Annotated in this window: 12 protein-coding genes; 8 read left to right on the top strand and 4 right to left on the bottom strand. The window is 64.0% G+C overall.

Annotated elements, in window-relative coordinates:
* The 3 genes from KA184_02520 to KA184_02510 all read right to left on the bottom strand — a co-directional run.
* Positions 1 to 1,509: glycosyltransferase family 39 protein (locus KA184_02520; protein MBP8128427.1), on the bottom strand; the 1,509-nt coding region annotated here is incomplete at its 3' end.
* Positions 1,506 to 3,053 carry an SGNH/GDSL hydrolase family protein gene (locus KA184_02515; GenBank protein ID MBP8128426.1) on the bottom strand — a complete coding sequence of 516 codons (1,548 nt, stop codon included), beginning with the start codon at positions 3,051 to 3,053 and terminating at the stop codon, positions 1,506 to 1,508. The genes KA184_02520 and KA184_02515, both read right to left, overlap by 4 nt.
* A 26-nt stretch (positions 3,054 to 3,079) precedes the next feature.
* Positions 3,080 to 5,248, bottom strand: a complete 2,169-nt coding sequence (locus KA184_02510) for a hypothetical protein (protein MBP8128425.1) — start codon at positions 5,246 to 5,248, stop codon at positions 3,080 to 3,082.
* 275 nt (positions 5,249 to 5,523) lie between these two features.
* Here KA184_02510 and KA184_02505 point away from each other — a divergent pair, with 275 nt between their 5' ends.
* The 4 genes from KA184_02505 (at position 5,524) to KA184_02490 (ending at position 10,357) form a co-directional block, all read left to right on the top strand.
* Entirely contained in the window at positions 5,524 to 6,822 is a 1,299-nt protein-coding gene (locus tag KA184_02505) for an ATP-grasp domain-containing protein (protein ID MBP8128424.1), read from the top strand.
* A 113-nt stretch (positions 6,823 to 6,935) separates the two neighbouring features.
* Entirely contained in the window at positions 6,936 to 7,673 is a 738-nt protein-coding gene (locus tag KA184_02500) for a class I SAM-dependent methyltransferase (GenBank protein MBP8128423.1), read from the top strand.
* An 8-nt stretch (positions 7,674 to 7,681) separates the two neighbouring features.
* Positions 7,682 to 8,650: a glycosyltransferase family 2 protein gene (locus KA184_02495; GenBank protein MBP8128422.1), complete on the top strand. Its 969-nt coding sequence runs from the start codon at positions 7,682 to 7,684 to the stop codon at positions 8,648 to 8,650.
* Between the two features lie 6 nt (positions 8,651 to 8,656).
* Positions 8,657 to 10,357: a hypothetical protein gene (locus tag KA184_02490; protein MBP8128421.1), complete on the top strand. Its 1,701-nt coding sequence runs from the start codon at positions 8,657 to 8,659 to the stop codon at positions 10,355 to 10,357.
* Here the strand turns inward: KA184_02490 and KA184_02485 are convergent.
* Positions 10,352 to 11,398 carry a prepilin-type N-terminal cleavage/methylation domain-containing protein gene (locus tag KA184_02485; protein ID MBP8128420.1) on the bottom strand — a complete coding sequence of 349 codons (1,047 nt, stop codon included), beginning with the start codon at positions 11,396 to 11,398 and terminating at the stop codon, positions 10,352 to 10,354. The two genes, KA184_02490 and KA184_02485, sit on opposite strands and share 6 nt — an antisense overlap.
* A 409-nt stretch (positions 11,399 to 11,807) precedes the next feature.
* Here KA184_02485 and rpsL point away from each other — a divergent pair, with 409 nt between their 5' ends.
* The 4 genes from rpsL to tuf form a co-directional block, all read left to right on the top strand.
* Positions 11,808 to 12,236 carry a 30S ribosomal protein S12 gene (gene rpsL, locus KA184_02480; protein ID MBP8128419.1) on the top strand — a complete coding sequence of 143 codons (429 nt, stop codon included), beginning with the start codon at positions 11,808 to 11,810 and terminating at the stop codon, positions 12,234 to 12,236.
* 13 nt (positions 12,237 to 12,249) lie between these two features.
* Positions 12,250 to 12,723, top strand: a complete 474-nt coding sequence (gene rpsG / locus KA184_02475) for a 30S ribosomal protein S7 (GenBank protein ID MBP8128418.1) — start codon at positions 12,250 to 12,252, stop codon at positions 12,721 to 12,723.
* 250 nt (positions 12,724 to 12,973) lie between these two features.
* A complete protein-coding gene (gene fusA, locus KA184_02470; GenBank protein ID MBP8128417.1) occupies positions 12,974 to 15,070 on the top strand; it encodes an elongation factor G in 2,097 nt (698 codons plus the stop codon).
* Between the two features lie 64 nt (positions 15,071 to 15,134).
* Positions 15,135 to 15,260: elongation factor Tu (gene tuf, locus KA184_02465; protein ID MBP8128416.1), on the top strand; the 126-nt coding region annotated here is incomplete at its 3' end.

The raw sequence follows: 15,260 nt of genomic DNA, 5'->3' as shown, positions 1-15,260 counted from the left end.
GCGCTTCATAAGATACCCGCCGACGCGTTCCGCGAAGTCCACGTTGCCGAAGCCGCCCACCCAGACCACCCAGACGCGCTCATGCTGCGCCAGCGCGGCGTCGGCGCACGCGCACACATGGTACAGGTCGCCAGTCTGCCGCGCGCGGACGGCGTGCGGTCGCATATTGTATTCGAGCACCTGCGCCTGCCAGTCGGGATAGATGACCAGAGGGTCGCCGTCGCGATAGTCCGCTTTGATGGCATCCGTGGCCGCGTACCAGTCGGGCCGTTGCGGATGGGTCAGGGTCAGTCCATAACGATGAGCGAACAGGACCGCCAGCAGCGTCACGGCGGCCACGCGCAGCGTACGCCCGGGCAGGCGCTCGACCGCGCCGCCGGCCAGCAGGTATGCCGCAAGCGAGCTATAGGTCGTGTATTTTGCGGCGAAGATGTCCGTGCGCCAGGTCCAGGCGAGCGCGAACAGGATGACGCCGGGCAGGACCAGCCAGCATAGCAGAAACGCCAGCAGGGCGGCTTCGTTGCGCGAAGGGGCGGCGTCGGGCGCAAATGCCGGCGCAGACCGCCGGCGCAGCATGGTTCCCGCGGCGAACGCCGCTGCCGCAAGGAACACGGCGAGCAGCGCGTTGTCCACGTACCCGTTCGATTGCGCGAAAAACTGCGTCCATGCCGTAGGCCTGACTTGCCACTCGTAACCTGGGGGTATGCCGAAGACGAGCGTGGGCGACCACACGTCGGTCAGCGCGTTGTTGACGAGCATCCAGAGTCGCGGCGGCGGCGGTTCGTAGTATCTTATCGGCTCGAATGTCGTGATCCAGAGGAGCGACGGGGCCATGAGCGCGAGGTTCAGCGCAAACCATGCGGCGGTCTGCTTGAACCTGCGCAGCCGGAAGAGCAGTAGCGTGCAGCCGGCCGCAACCAGCAGATAACAGCCGAATAGATGGGTCCAGACGAGAAAGACATTCGCGAATGCGTTCCAGAAATAGCGCGACGGCGCGGGCTTTTCGAGAAGCCTGACGAAGGAATATGCGCACAGCGCCGCGGCCAGCGTCGTAAGCGAGTAGTTGCGCACTTCCTGCGCCTGATAGATGTGAACGCCCGACAAGAGGAAACACAGGGCCGCGACAAGGCCTGCGCGGCGGCCAAACAGATGCCGCCCGAGCAGGTAGATCACGGGGACCGTCAACAGGCTGAACAGGACCGACAGTGCGCGAAAGCCCAGGATCGAGGAGCATACATGCCGCCCCCAGAAATACTGGATCGTGTAGTACACCGGGACCGCGTTCCAGTTCGTATAGCGCCAGTGCTCGAAGAAGCCCCGCAGGGACTCCGCGCCGATGCCGCTTACCGTGATCACTTCGTCGTACCAGGCGGACTCGCGCTCGATGCGGTAGAGGCGCAGCGCAGCGCCTATCGCCAGCAACAGCAGTAACGCAGCCAGGACCCACAGCCGCCCCCGCCGCGTTGCCTCGGCCGCTTCCTGCCCGGTCTGGACGCCGGGCGCGCTCATGGCGCGGTCCCGCGCGCCGGTCCCGCCGCTGCAAGCCGTTCCGCGACGAAATCGCGGAGGTGCTCAAACGCGACGCCGGCTTTGTCATCCATGGCGTTGAGGTGCATGTGGCAGATGTCCGTGAAACTCTCGACGCCGCCGGTGACATGCTCCGCGATGGGCAGGTACGGCACGTCATGCCGGGCGCAGAACGCACGCAACATCTCGTTGTAGAGCCCGACAAGCCGGACATAGCTCCGCGTGTCCACGGACCAGCCCCAAAGACGGTTGCTGCGCAGATAGAAGTAGTCGGTTTCACGCGGGTCGAGCCGGTCTACATCCGGATGGGCAAAACTGCCGAAGGCCATCGCGACGCCCGCGGCGCGGGCCTGTTCGAGCATCTGCCGGTGATTGCGGAAGAAGGTGTCCTCGTAGCGGCGGCGCAGTTCCCGTTCCGGGGGCAGCAGCATGGCGTTGAAATGACGATGCACGAAGACTGATTGGCGCAGCCACTGTTTGAGGTTCTTGACCGGGTCGCCGCGCAAGCTCTCGGGCCGCATCCACTGCGCGAGGTTTGCCGCGATGTCGTTGATGAAGTTGTATTCAATGATGAGGTCGGGTTCGAGGGCGAGATAGTCGGGAAAACAGAGCGCTTCGCGTCCCGAATCGAGCGTGTACACGCCGCAGTTCACCACCTCGATGCGGTCCGTCTTGAAATGCGCGCGCAGCTTCGATTCAAGAAGGTTTGGATATGTGAGGTCATTGCGCGGCCCCTCGACTGTGGTCGAACCGCCGATGCAGACAATACGCACCACACCGGGCGGCTTGGGGAGGACGACTTCGTCGTCCCGGTATCCCTGAGCGTTGGTCCAGAACTCGCTGTTCAACCAGCGGTCGTAAAAGTTGTTGCCGTACACGTGGCCGCGGAATCTCGTCCACGTTACCTGCCACATCGAATCGCGGATGAACGCCGCAACCGCGGGGCGCGGGCCCGCCAGCGACAGGAATGACCATTCCGACGCGTATGCCGCGCCGTCCGGCAGGCGCACCGTATATTCGTGGGGCGGCTCGAACACGCCGGGCGCGAGGCGCGGCCAGACTGCCAGTGCGTCCGCGGCTTCCGCGCCCGACAAGATATCGGAGACATGCTGTCCCGGCTGGACCGCACGGCTCAACGCACCGAGTTCGCCGCCGGTCTCCGGCAAGTATATCTTCTCCACGCGCCGCGTCGCGTCGAACAGCAGGATAAGCTCGCGGCGTTCCCGAGCCAGTGTGCCGCGCGCCGCATCATCCAAGACGCCAAAGTCCTCGCGCGGGGGGAGCGGGCGGACAAGGTCCTCGGGCGGGCGGGGCGCCGTCGCGGCGGTCTGCGCGATGAGGGTGTAATCCGCGGCAAATGCGGCGTCCATGCGCGCGGCGCAGAACCTTTCCGCCTCCTGAGCGTCGCGGCGCAGGGTGTAGCGTGCGTGTAGTTCCAGCCCAAGCGCCGCGACGGTGAGCCACGCCGCCAGACAGATTGCGGCAAACGCGGGTTTGGGCCATCTGCGCTTCACAGCTTCGGGCATGGGGTTATCCGGGGCCTTTCCGCCGCCTACGGAATAAGGAACTTGGGCATAGGCCGTGGCGGCAGGTCTCTTGAGAACATTTGCAGACGCTGGAAATACCGGAAATCCGCGTTCGATGCCGTTGTCGTCATATTCATCAGCAAGGGGAAAGACGATAGGTCCGTAAAGCGGCACAGGCCAAGCAAATCGCCGGCCTCGGTGCTGGGCATGGCGATCCCGACAAACTCGCTGCGCCCCCAGCGCCCGTCAAACCCTGGAAATGGATTCTTCACGCCGCTGACCGTTGTGTAAAGGGCCTGGTAGACCGGAAAGATGTAGCGCACGGTTTCGTTCTTCATTGTGCCCCCCGCATCGACCAGTAATTCATACGTAAAATCGTTGAAATCCGTTTCACTGTCGTACTGGACGCGGATGCGGCGCGGCGCGGCGCTCGGTTTGAATTCCGCCACGAGATATTCCGATTGCACTTCGTAAACTTGCTCGCCGTCCGTTTCCATGGGCGAGAGGAGCGGCCCGCGGAGGCGGTGCAACGTCCAGTCTCCGTCCGGTTCCGGGTCAGTTGCCAAGGGAACGCGCTCGGCTTCGGCGCGCTTTTCCAGCATGTAGGCGACGCGATACCGCTGCACGGCGCGCGCAGCCTCGAGCGGACCCACGAGCACGAGCAACGCGCCGCACGCGAATGCCAGCATCCGTTTCGCGGGCGCCGCCCACCACCGGGCGGGTGTGTGCGCGAACTCCAGCAACGCGCGCCGGTTGTCTCGCACGCGCATCCAGCACAGGACCCGGACCAGCAGTTCAGCCAGGAACGCGCAGAACCAGAGCGAAATGAAGGTCAGATGAAAATAGTGGCGCAGATGAAACTGAGCGCAAGCGTAAGACGTGAAATACATCATTAACAAGAACGCGACCGCGCCTGTGCGCAGGCTGTGGGCGGCCAACAGCAGCAGGGCGAGGCCCGCGTATACGAACTTGAACCGCTCGAGGTGCGTGCCCAAAGGTCTCCAGAGCGCGGACGCGGCCTGAACGAACTCGGTGTCCGGGTAATCATAGGCAGTGACGCGCGTCATGCCGTTTCCCAGGATGCGCAGTGTCGCGGACAACGCCCGCGCCGCCATGTCGCCGGGGAAACGCAGGACCATATCGCGCAGGTAATGGTTTTGCACCGTGCCCGAAAGCGGCGAGAGATAGCCGATGTTTTCCTTGATGCCCATGATACGGTGGCCGTAACTGTTGGCTATCGCGTGCGTGTAAGCGTCGAAAAAGTAGTAGATGTGCTCGTAAGAGCCCTGCTGGATACCGAGGTCGCGGTCGCACTCCGTCGCGATGCCGCAGATAATGTGGTGGGTGGGATCCGAACCGTCGCCGTAGGACCGCAACAGCAGCGGCGCGCCGAATACGAGAAACGCGGCCGCGAAAACCGCCAGCCCGGCCGCGCGCCGTTTCCAATCCAGGCGCGTCTTGCCGCGCGCGACCCAGAGGATGGCGATCGCGGCGGGCGGGATGCAGATGATCAGATCGGTGCGGAAACCGTAGCCGGCGGCGATCAGCGCGCCCATGAGGCCCGACAGCGTCCAGAACCGGCGTGAGCTCACCGCGTGCTTCGTAAGGTACAGCAGTATCAGAAAGACGCCCAGGAAAAAAGGGGCCTTGCAGAAATCCCGGATGCCCGGAAGGATTGTGAGCACCGCGGGGGAAAACAGGAACAGCAACGCAGCCGCAAGACTGATGCTCCGCCGCGCGCCGAGGCGGAAGATGAAGAACAGCAGCACGCCGGAAATGACGTACGCGATTAAGGGGACGAGTTTGAACGCGGCCCAGGACACGCCCAGCACGCGCCAGACCAGAGCCACCACCGCCAGCAGATAGAGGTGGTCGCGCTGGAACCAGCTCAGGTCGCGCAGCGTGCCGACCGGCGCGTCCGGCGCGAGCGTGAAGGTCTGCGTCTGCTCGTTCATGAAATCCTGCAGGCCCGGCACCTGGTCCAGAAACGGGTTCTGAAACTCCCGGCCCAGCGCATACAAGGCGCACGGCGCAAAATAGTGCGTGCTGATCTTGTAGGCGTACCCGACGCTCGTGACGTAGCGGTACAGGTAGACGCTGCCTCCCACCGCGGAGAGGACCACGATCAGCCCGGCGCAGAGCAGTTCGGCGCCGCGCCATCTGCGCCATCTGGAAATATGAATCTGGTCCGTCATCGTGGCAGGTAAACGGGGACCGACTCCACCGTATTCTCCAAGGGTTACGGGATGATATCCTACCCTCTGATACATGTAAAGCAAAGGCCGGCGATTTCCTGGATGGAACCGGCGACTTGCACAGATGAGCGCCGATGGGCCGTCCGTCCTCGTTCTGCCGGTGCTCCTATCCTTGGTCCCCTTCTACGATTGACCCTTGCCAGGGCCGTTGTTATACTCCGGGCGGCTAAGAGGCCTTCATTCGTGGTCGCGGGAAGAAAGGCAAGAGCGGTGGCATGGCCGTGGAAACCACAACGGAAGATATCCGGCGCGTGCTCGTTTTCCCCTGCGGCTCCGAATTAGGCTTGGCTCTGCACCGTTCCCTCTGTTTCGCGCGATTCTTCGAGATTCACGGAGCGTCGAGTGTCGCCTCGAACCACGGCAAGTACGTGTTCCGGCGCTACCACGAAGGCGTGCCGATGGTCGACGCACCGGACTTCGCGCCCCGGTTCGCGGCGCTCGTCCGCGAACTCGGGATTCATTACATCTACCCCGCCAACGACGCCGTCGCCCTCACGCTTGCCGAGCACGAGCGCCAGTGGAGCGGCGAGGTGGTCGGTTCGCCTGTCGAGACCTGCCGCGTTTGCCGCAGCAAGCGCCGCACCTATGCCGCGCTGGCCGGATGCGTGCGTACGCCCGCGCTCTACGACGATGCTGCCGCGCCGTTTCCTGTGTTCATGAAGCCGGACACGGGGAGCGCCTCGCGCGGCGCGCAACTGGTGCGCGACCGCGACGAGCTCGCGCTGGCCCGCCGCAGGCACCCGGATGCGCTGGTGCTCGAATACCTGCCCGGCCGCGAGTACACAGTGGACTGCTTCACGGACCGGCACGGGCGGCTGCGTTTCGTGGGGCCGCGCGAGCGGTTGCGCATCGCGGGCGGGATCAGCGCGGACACAAGGCCTGTCGAGGGGGCCGAATTCGACGCGATGGCGCGTGCAATCGGCGAACGGCTCGTGTTTCGCGGCGCGTGGTTCTTCCAGGCGAAGCGCGACGCGGCGGGTCAACTGGCGCTGCTCGAGGCCGCGCCGCGCATCAGCGGGGCCACGGGCCTCTACCGCAATCTTGGCGTGAACCTGCCGCTTCTCAGCCTCTATGACCGCGCGGGATTCGATGTCGAGATTATCCCGGAGCATCATGACATCGAGATGGACGCCGCCCTTATGAACCGGTTCCGGACCGGCCTGACCTACCGCCACGTGTATCTGGACCTGGACGATACGCTCCTCATCCGCGGTGAAGTGAACATTCTGGCCATGGCGTTCGTGTTCCAGTGCCGGAACCGCGGCGTGAAGGTGCATCTGTTGACGCGGCACGGCGGCGACGTCGGCCGGACTCTTGCGCGGCACGCGCTGACCGGATGTTTCGACACCGTCGAGCACATCATCAACGGGCGCCAAAAAACGGAGTTCATCACGGAGCGGGACGCCATCTACATCGACGACTCGTTCTCGGAACGGAAGCGGGTGCATGACGCGCGCGGCATCCCGGTGTTTGATGCCGACGCCGTCGAGTCTTTGCTGGATTGGCGAATGTAGTGCGGCAGGAGCACGGGCGGGATGCCCGCGCCACGGGGTTGGGTCTTTGCTGGAGTGGCGGATGCAACGCAAGGCGGGACGCCATGGGCAGGAACGCTGACAAACGGCAATGCATGGACGACCTGGACGCGACTGGCGCGACCTACACGACCGGGTCGCGGCAGGATCGCGCCATCCGCGAGCAGGTCGTCCGCACGCTCAAGCCTTATATTCCCCCGCATGCGCGGGCGCTGCAACTCGGATACGCAGAGGGCGTCGACACGGGCTTGCTCTGTCCGCTGGTGGCGCATCTCGACGTGGTTGAAGGCTGCCGCGCCTTCTTTGAAGCGGGCCGTGCCGCGGGCCACGCGAACGTGACGTTCCACCTCGGCTTGTTCGAGGAATTCGCGTCCACGGCGCCGGGCGGCGCTTATGATTGTATCTTTGCCGTGTATGTCCTGGAACACGTGGAGGACCCGCCGTCGCTGCTGCGTCAGTTGCGGCGCCTGCTTGCCCCCGGCGGCAACCTGCTGGCGGTTGTCCCGAACGCGCGGGCCCTCTCGCGGCAACTGGCCCGGCACATGGGGCTCATCGGCGAACTGACCGACCTCACGGCGCATGACCGGAGCCACGGCCACCGGCGGGTGTACGACCGGGTCAGCTGGAACCGGGACCTTGAGTCGAGCGGCTGGCAAATCACGGCGCAGGGCGGCCTGATGCTGAAAATCCTGGCGGACTTTCAACTGGACAAGCTCATGGAACTGGGCATCCTGGAGCAGCCGCATTTGGACGGGCTGTACCGCCTCGGGCTGGAATACCCGGACCTTTGCGGGTCCCTGTTTGCGGTCTGCGCGCCCGCCGCGGAGGAATGAACCCAGACATGGCCGGCCCGTCTCAAACAGCAAACCCGGAATTCAGCCTCGTAGTGTCGTGCTATTTCGAGGAGCGCACCATCGAGGAGTTCCATCGCCGTGCGCTGGCCGCCCTCGAAGCGACGGGCCGCAGTTTCGAGATCATCCTGGTCAACGACGGCAGCGCCGACGGCACCTGGAACAAGCTCGAAGCCATTTTCGAACGGGACCCGCGCGTGCGCGCCGTCCTCGACCTGTTCGCAAACGCGGGGCAGCAGGCGGCGGTGACGGCCGGACTTCAGGAAGCGCGAGGGGACGCGATCATTCTGCTGGACAGCGACCTGCAGCTTGCGCCGGAGGAACTGCCGCGCCTGGTCGAGGTGTACGACCGGGGCTATGACCTCGTGAGCGGGTATCGGGAGAACCGCAAGGACTCGCTGTTCCGCGTGCTGCCGTCGAAGCTGGCGAATATCATCATGCGCCGCGCGTCACGCAGCACGCTGCGCGATTTCGGCTGCACGTTCAAGATTTACAATGCGCGGCTGCTGCGTGCGTTCCAATTCGGCGCGCATCATGTCTTCAGCAACGTGGACGTAATCAGCCGCATCACGCGCTACACCGAAACGCCCGTGACGCATTTCCCGCGGCCGCACGGCAAATCCGGCTGGACTTTCCGCAAGCTCTGGACCTACAACATGGACAACCTGGTGAAGTTGTCGCAGACGCCGTTCCAGTGGCTCGCCCTCGCCTGCATCCTCGCGAGCCTGGTTTTCTTCCTGCGTATCGGCGCGGGGTTCTTCTCCGGCTTCGGTATCCTGCGCCAGGTGACGCCGGGCCTCCTGCTCAACGTGCAGGTAGCCGCGGTGCTGCTGCTGCTCGCGGTGCTCGCGCTCATAGGCGAGTTCACGATCCGGTCCTTCCTCAGCCTGCGCAAGACGCCCGCGTACATCGTGCGCGCGCGCCGCGCGCGCGACGAAGCCCCCGCGGCCCGGCCGTAATCCGCCATGAGGGTCCTGGCCCGAATCTGCCGCGCGGAAGCGGCTTATCCCGCGTGCGCCATGGTGCTCTTGTGCGCGTGGTGCGTGGTGCTCGGCGTGCGCGCGACGCGACAGCAGGAATGGCCGCTCTACCACGACGCGTATCGCGACATCGGCGTTGCGCAGTCTATTCTCGACGGGCGATATCCCGAAGACCCGATCCTGCGCGGTGAAACGCTATGGTACACGCCGGTGACGGGCGCCCTCGTCGCGCTCGGTTCCAGGATCACGGGGCTGCCGCCCTATCTCGTGGATGCGCGGCTCGGCGCGTATCTGAACGCATTGCTGCCCGCCGCATTTTTCGTGATGGTCTGGGTCCTGTTCGACCCGTGGGTCGCGCTGACCGCGCTGATATTCTTCGTGACCCGGAACGCTTCGGACAATCCCACGCGCTTTGACATCGCGTCCATTTCCTACTCGCCTTGGCTCTGGGCAACCTATCTCGGGCATGTTCCGTTCTATGCCTCGATTGCGCTGTACGTCACGGGACTGCGCCGCGGCTCTTTGCGCTGGTTTGTTGCAGCGGGTGCCGCATGGGGACTTGCCTTCATGACGCACGCCACGCCGGCCTTTGTGCTGGGCGGCGCGTTTCTGATCGCGGCGGTGCTGCGCGTGCTCCCTGTGTTGCGTGAATACAAGAAGGCGGCGCGCGGTCTCGCGCAGTTCCTCACGGCGGCCGTAATCGCCTTCGCCGTCAGTCTGCCCTACACGGGGTCCATCCTCTGGAACTACCAGTTCCGCATCAGGAATCCCGGCGCGAACCGGTACATCGACTTCCTGATTGCCCTCGACCGCGTACCCGAGACAATCGCGGAAGCCGTATCTCCCTATACCCTGTTCGTGCTGGCCGGTTTTCTCGCGGCGTTCTACGCGCCCCGGTTGAAGAACGGCACGCGCGCCGTGCTGGGCGGATGGCTTGTTACGGTCGCGGCCTTTCTGCTCTGGGGCTATGCGGGACAGGTCGCCGAGGCCGCATGGCATGTCTCGTGGACATACTTGCTGCCGCTGCACCATTTCTTCATTCAAGCCTCGGCGCTGACGCCGATACTCGCTGGATTGGGCGTGGTCGCCGTGTCCCGGCGGGCCGCGCGTGTCTTGGTCTGGCTGGTGCGTGGACGAGCCGCGCCGCTGCCGCGCCTCGAGCGCCTCGTCCGCGTCACGCTGCCCGCCCTCGTTGCCGCAGGCGTTACCGCGGGCCTGTTCCTGCCACGCTATGTGCTGGCCACCCGCTTTGAGAGTCCGGTCGATTTTGGCTGGCCCGCGAGCGGCGTGGAAGATCGCACGGCCCTGTTTCATTGGCTCACGCAGGAGTGCCCGCCGGATGCTGTAGTGCTTTGCGATGAGAACGTGGCGTTGCGCTTCGTAATGCCCGCCGCGCGCAAGGTTGTCGCGACATGGGACCTGTTCATGAACCCCTACGTGGCATATGACGAACGCACCGGGGACCGGGTGCGGCTGTTCACGGCCATCGAGTCTCGCGACGATGCGCAGTTTGCCGCGCTGGCGGCGAAATACCATGTCACGCACGTGCTCGTGCGCGATTCAACCATGACGGATCCGGGGGGAACTCATGCGCTGACTTTCGAGCAAATTGAGACTCTGGACCCGCCCTATCTCACATTGGCGTATCACGGCCACGGGCTGGCCGTGTACGCGGCGCGGTTATAGCGTCAGCGCGCCGAGCAACGACAACGTGACGGCCATGTTGCGCGTTACCGGCGCCGTGCCCCCTTCCTGATAGCGAATGAAATCCACGTGACCGTCCAGGTACAGCACGTTGCTGCCGCCGGGAACGTGGTTGAAGTGCTCGACCACCGACGCGACGTGGTCCCACATGACATATACCGTGCTTTGCGCCTGCGCCGTTGCGGCGGGGTTGTTGATATCGGTAATCAGAAACCGCTCGATGCCTTCCCGAAGGCGGTATACCGTGTTGCCGCCGCCGTTGCCAAGGCCCGCGAGCGAGTCGCCGGATATGTCCCGATCAATCACGCCCTGGATCATCGGGTTGTCCGGCGGGACCGCAAGCACCCCCGTGACCAGTTGCGGGTCGCCGACCAATTCCTCGAGCGCGCGGACCAGCTGTGCGGGGCCGGGCGTGCCCTGCTCCGGAATATCGCCGGGGGCCAGAGGAATGGGCGACGCCAGAATCAGCGCTGCCGCCACCGTGTCGAGCGGGGCCGTGCCCCATTCGTCTCCGGCGCGGTCGAGCACCCAGCCCGCGTAGAGATAGCTGGCGTCGACAACGGACGCGCACTCGTCGGTGCCGGCCGTCGCCACGTTGAGACAGGGCGTATCCGGGTCGAGCGCGTACATCTTGTCGCGATGATAGGCGTACTCCGCGTCGGAAGGACAAAGAATGATCATGGGGTCCGTCAGGTACTCTGGATAAATATCGAAGAGGTCAGGTCCCACGTCGACGTGCGCCAGCGGCGTACCCCCGCTGTCGGGAAACGCGCCGAACTGCATCGTGGGCCAGCGCTCGCCCGGGTCTTCGTTCGCGTACATCTTGAAGACGAGACCCCATTCCTTCAGATTGTTCTGACAACTGGCGCGCCGCGCCGCTTCGCGCGCCCGTGCGAGCGCGGGTAGCAGTATCGCCGCCAGGATACCAATGATGGCTATGACGACGAGCAATTCGATTAACGTAAAGCCGAACCTGTTCCGGTCGAGTTTCACCGCCTCTGCCTCCCTTTCGCGTCCCGTCATTCTACTCCAGGCTCACGGTCAAGGATAACACACCAAGCGGCGCACTTATGCGAGAAGCGAGGAGGCGGGCCGAATACGGGGGCCGCGAGGGCGCACCACCGGTCAGCAGGTTCTTGAGACCGGAATTCTTGCGGAACGGTCCGGAGCGGTGGGGGCATACACAACGGCCCGAGGCGGTCGTGGCATCGCCTTCCCGAGAAGCTTGACCCGGGGAGAGCTTTCTTGGCATAATGACTCTTTGCGTGCGCGGCCGCTTGCCGGAACAGGCGGGGCGCGTGCGCAGTTCCCCCTCGGCGGGGGAGATAAATGGTTGACATCGGCTTCGCGCGTATGCTAGGCTTACCGCCCGTTGTCTGAATATTACCCTTCTTTTCCGGGTGCCGCATGCACTCTGCAAGGGAGATCCATTTTGCCTACGATTAATCAGTTGGTGCGTGATTGCCGCGAGACGCGGCACGCGAAGACGAAAGCGCCGGCGCTGAAGGGCTGTCCCCAGGCGTCGGGCACGTGCACGCGTGTCTACACCATGACGCCGAAGAAACCGAATTCGGCGTTGCGCAAGGTGGCCCGTGTCCGCCTGAAAAATGGCATGGAAGTAACGGTCTACATTCCGGGTATCGGCCACAATCTGCAGGAACACTCGCAGGTGCTGATCCGCGGGGGCCGTGTCAAGGACCTGCCGGGCGTGCGGTACCATTTGATTCGCGGCAAGCTGGACGCCACGGGCGACATGGGCGGCCAGGCGTCGCAAAAGGATGATGGTGGCAAGAAAGTGCGTAACGGCCGCTGGAACAGCCGATCGAAATACGGCGTGAAGCGGCCCAAGCAGAGCTCATAAGAGGTGATGGCGTATGCCGCGTCGACGTGAAGTGCAGAAACGGGTTGTGCTGCCGGACCCCCGGTATGGCAGCGTTTTGCTGACCAAGTTCGTCAACACCGTGATGCGCCGCGGGAAGAAGAGCGTGGCCGAGGCGATAGTCTACGGCGCGCTGGACATTCTAAAAGCGAAGATTCCGAATGAAGACCCCATTGCGACGTTCGCCCGGGCCATCGACAACGCGAAGCCGATGGTGCATGTGAAGGCGCGCCGTGTCGGCGGCGCCACCTATCAGGTGCCGGTCGAGATCCCGCCGGAAACGCGCACGTCGATTGCCTTCCGCTGGATAATCGAATTCGCGCGCAAGCGGGGTGAGAAGACGATGCGCGAACGTCTGGCCGCCGAGTTGATCGATTGCCTGAACAAGACGGGCGGCACGGTGAAGCGCAAGGACGACACGCACAAGATGGCGGAAGCAAACAAGGCGTTCGCGCATTTCCGGTATTAGACGCCGGGAATCGCGTTCACATACTGCGGGAACCAGGAAGACACCAGGAAGACAGAGGAAAAACTCGAAGGGGAGAGCGAAATCTCTCCGCGCGTCGGTACCGCGTCTCCGGCCTGTTTCAGCAGACCACAGTTGAATCTGAACAGGCGCGAGACCCAAGACGACAAGCGATTTGGTGCGCGATGGCGCACCTGTCCGGCGGAAGCGGCCGCGTGCGAGAGAGACCATAGCGAAGGCAAGGTGGTGAAAAGTGGCACGCGCGCAACAGTTAGATAAGGTCCGCAACATCGGCATCATGGCCCACATCGATGCCGGGAAGACCACAGTGTCGGAGCGGATCCTCTATTATTCCGGGCGTGTCCACCGTGTCGGCGAGGTTCACGACGGCGCCGCCACCATGGACTATATGCAACAGGAGCGGGAACGCGGCATAACGATCACCTCCGCCGCGACGGCCTGCGAATGGCACGAACACCGTATCAACATCATCGATACGCCCGGCCACGTGGACTTTACCGCTGAAGTGGAGCGGAGCCTCCGGGTACTGGACGGCGCGGTGGCCGTCTTTTGCGCAGTGGCGGGAGTCCAGCCCCAGTCCGAGACCGTGTGGCGGCAGGCAGACCGCTACAGAGTGCCCCGGCTCGCCTTCGTAAACAAGATGGACCGCATCGGCGCGGATTTCGTCAAGGCCGTGAAGAGCATGAAACAGCGGCTTGGCGCGCACGTCGTGCCCGTCCAGCTTCCCATCGGCAGCGAGGACCAGTTTCGAGCGGTTATTGACTTGGTGACGATGCGCTATATCTCCTGGATTGGAGAGGGCGTCGACAACAAGATGGTCATCGCCGATATTCCGGTGGAGCACCGCGAGGAGGCGGAACTCTGGCGGCACGACCTGCTTGAGGCCGTGGCCGAGACCGATGAGGCCATCCTCGAGAAGTACGTGCACGAGGAACCGGTTTCCGGGGAGGAACTCCGCGGGGCCATCCGGCGAGCCACGATCGAGCGCAACCTGACGCCCGTGTTTTGCGGCACGGCGTTGAAGAACAAGGGGGTCCGGCTCCTGCTCAACGCCGTGGTCGAGTATCTCCCTTCGCCGGTGGACTTGGGCGAGGTGCAAGGAACCGTGCCACACGACTCGAGCAAGACGCTCGTGCGGCGGCCCAGCGATGACGAGCCGTTCTCGGCCTTGGCGTTCAAGATCTTGAGCGACCCGCATGTGGGCCGGCTGACCTTCATCCGCGTCTACTCCGGCAAGGTGGAATCGGGCGAGACGGTATTGAATGCCCGCACCGGCAAGCGCGAGCGGCTGGGCAGGCTTCTCCAAATGCACGCGGACGAGCGCACGGACCTCAAGGAATTGCGCACGGGCGATATCGGCGCGGTCATTGGCGCAAGGGCGGCCAGCACGGGCGATACCCTGTGCGACCCGAAGCACCCGATTGCCCTGATGTCGGTCGATTTTCCGGAACCGGTGGTCTATATAGCGATCGAGCCGAAAACCAAGGCGGACCAGGACCGTATGTCCGATGCGCTGGGGCGGCTGTCCGATGAAGACCCCACGTTCCAGGTGCACACGGACCAGGAGACGGGCCAGACGATAATCTCGGGCATGGGTGAGCTTCATCTCGAGATTATCGTGGACCGCATGCAGCGCGAGTTTGACGTGCACGCCAATGTCGGCCGGCCCATGGTCGCTTACCGCGAAACGATTCGCGGCACGGCCATCGCGGAGGGTAAGTTCATCCGCCAGACCGGCGGGCGCGGCCAGTACGGCAAGGTGCTGCTGAGCGTCGAGCCGGGTGATGCGAGCAGCCATTTCACGTTCGAGAGCAAGGTAGTCGGCGGCGTGATTCCCAAGGAATACATCCCCGCCGTGGAAAAGGGCGCCCGCGGGGCGCTCGAAACAGGCATCGCCTCCGGTTATCCGACGGTGGACGTCAAGGTCACGTTGCTCGACGGCGATTACCACGAGGTGGATTCCTCCGAACTGGCGTTTGAAATCGCCGCGTCGATGGCCGTGAAAGAAGCGGTCGTCAAGGCGTGCCCGATCCTCCTCGAGCCGGTGATGAAGATCGAGGTCATTTGCCCGGAAGAATACACCGGCGAGGTGATGAACGATTTGAACGGACGCCGGGGCCGCCTCGAGTGCATGGAAGGCGACGGCGTGACGAAGGAAATCAGAGCTCTGGTTCCGCTGGCTGAAATGTTCGGATACGCGAGCGACATCCGGTCCCGGACACAGGGCCGCGCCTCTTACAGTATGGAGTTTGCCCGGTACGAGCCCGTGCCGCCAAACATCGCGAATGAGACGATGCAGCGGGCCGGCGTTACGTATCGATTCGCATAAGCGGGTTAGACAGCGGTCGCGCCGCGCCTCGGGCCCGGCATGGAAGTGAAGGAGACGGATTGACATGGCTAAGGAGAAATTTGAGCGAACGAAGCCGCACGTGAACATCGGCACGATTGGCCACGTGGACCACGGCAAGACGACGCTGACGAGCGGGATCACGAAGGTGCTGGCGAAGCGTGGCCGCGCG

This window comes from Candidatus Hydrogenedentota bacterium, assembly GCA_018005585.1.
GTDB lineage: Bacteria > Hydrogenedentota > Hydrogenedentia > Hydrogenedentales > JAGMZX01 > JAGMZX01.
Note: the sequence above shows the minus strand (reverse complement) of the source record. Positions and strands in the feature narration are given on the sequence as shown.

What these genes read in the sequence shown, in the direction of transcription:
- KA184_02515 (MBP8128426.1), bottom strand. Translation starts at nt 3,053, where the DNA reads ATGCCCGAAGCTGTGAAGCGCAGATGGCCCAAACCCGCGTTTGCCGCA.
- KA184_02510 (MBP8128425.1), bottom strand. Translation starts at nt 5,248, where the DNA reads ATGACGGACCAGATTCATATTTCCAGATGGCGCAGATGGCGCGGCGCC.
- KA184_02505 (MBP8128424.1), top strand. Translation starts at nt 5,524, where the DNA reads ATGGCCGTGGAAACCACAACGGAAGATATCCGGCGCGTGCTCGTTTTC.
- KA184_02500 (MBP8128423.1), top strand. Translation starts at nt 6,936, where the DNA reads ATGGACGACCTGGACGCGACTGGCGCGACCTACACGACCGGGTCGCGG.
- KA184_02495 (MBP8128422.1), top strand. Translation starts at nt 7,682, where the DNA reads ATGGCCGGCCCGTCTCAAACAGCAAACCCGGAATTCAGCCTCGTAGTG.
- KA184_02490 (MBP8128421.1), top strand. Translation starts at nt 8,657, where the DNA reads ATGAGGGTCCTGGCCCGAATCTGCCGCGCGGAAGCGGCTTATCCCGCG.
- KA184_02485 (MBP8128420.1), bottom strand. Translation starts at nt 11,398, where the DNA reads ATGACGGGACGCGAAAGGGAGGCAGAGGCGGTGAAACTCGACCGGAAC.
- rpsG (MBP8128418.1), top strand. Translation starts at nt 12,250, where the DNA reads ATGCCGCGTCGACGTGAAGTGCAGAAACGGGTTGTGCTGCCGGACCCC.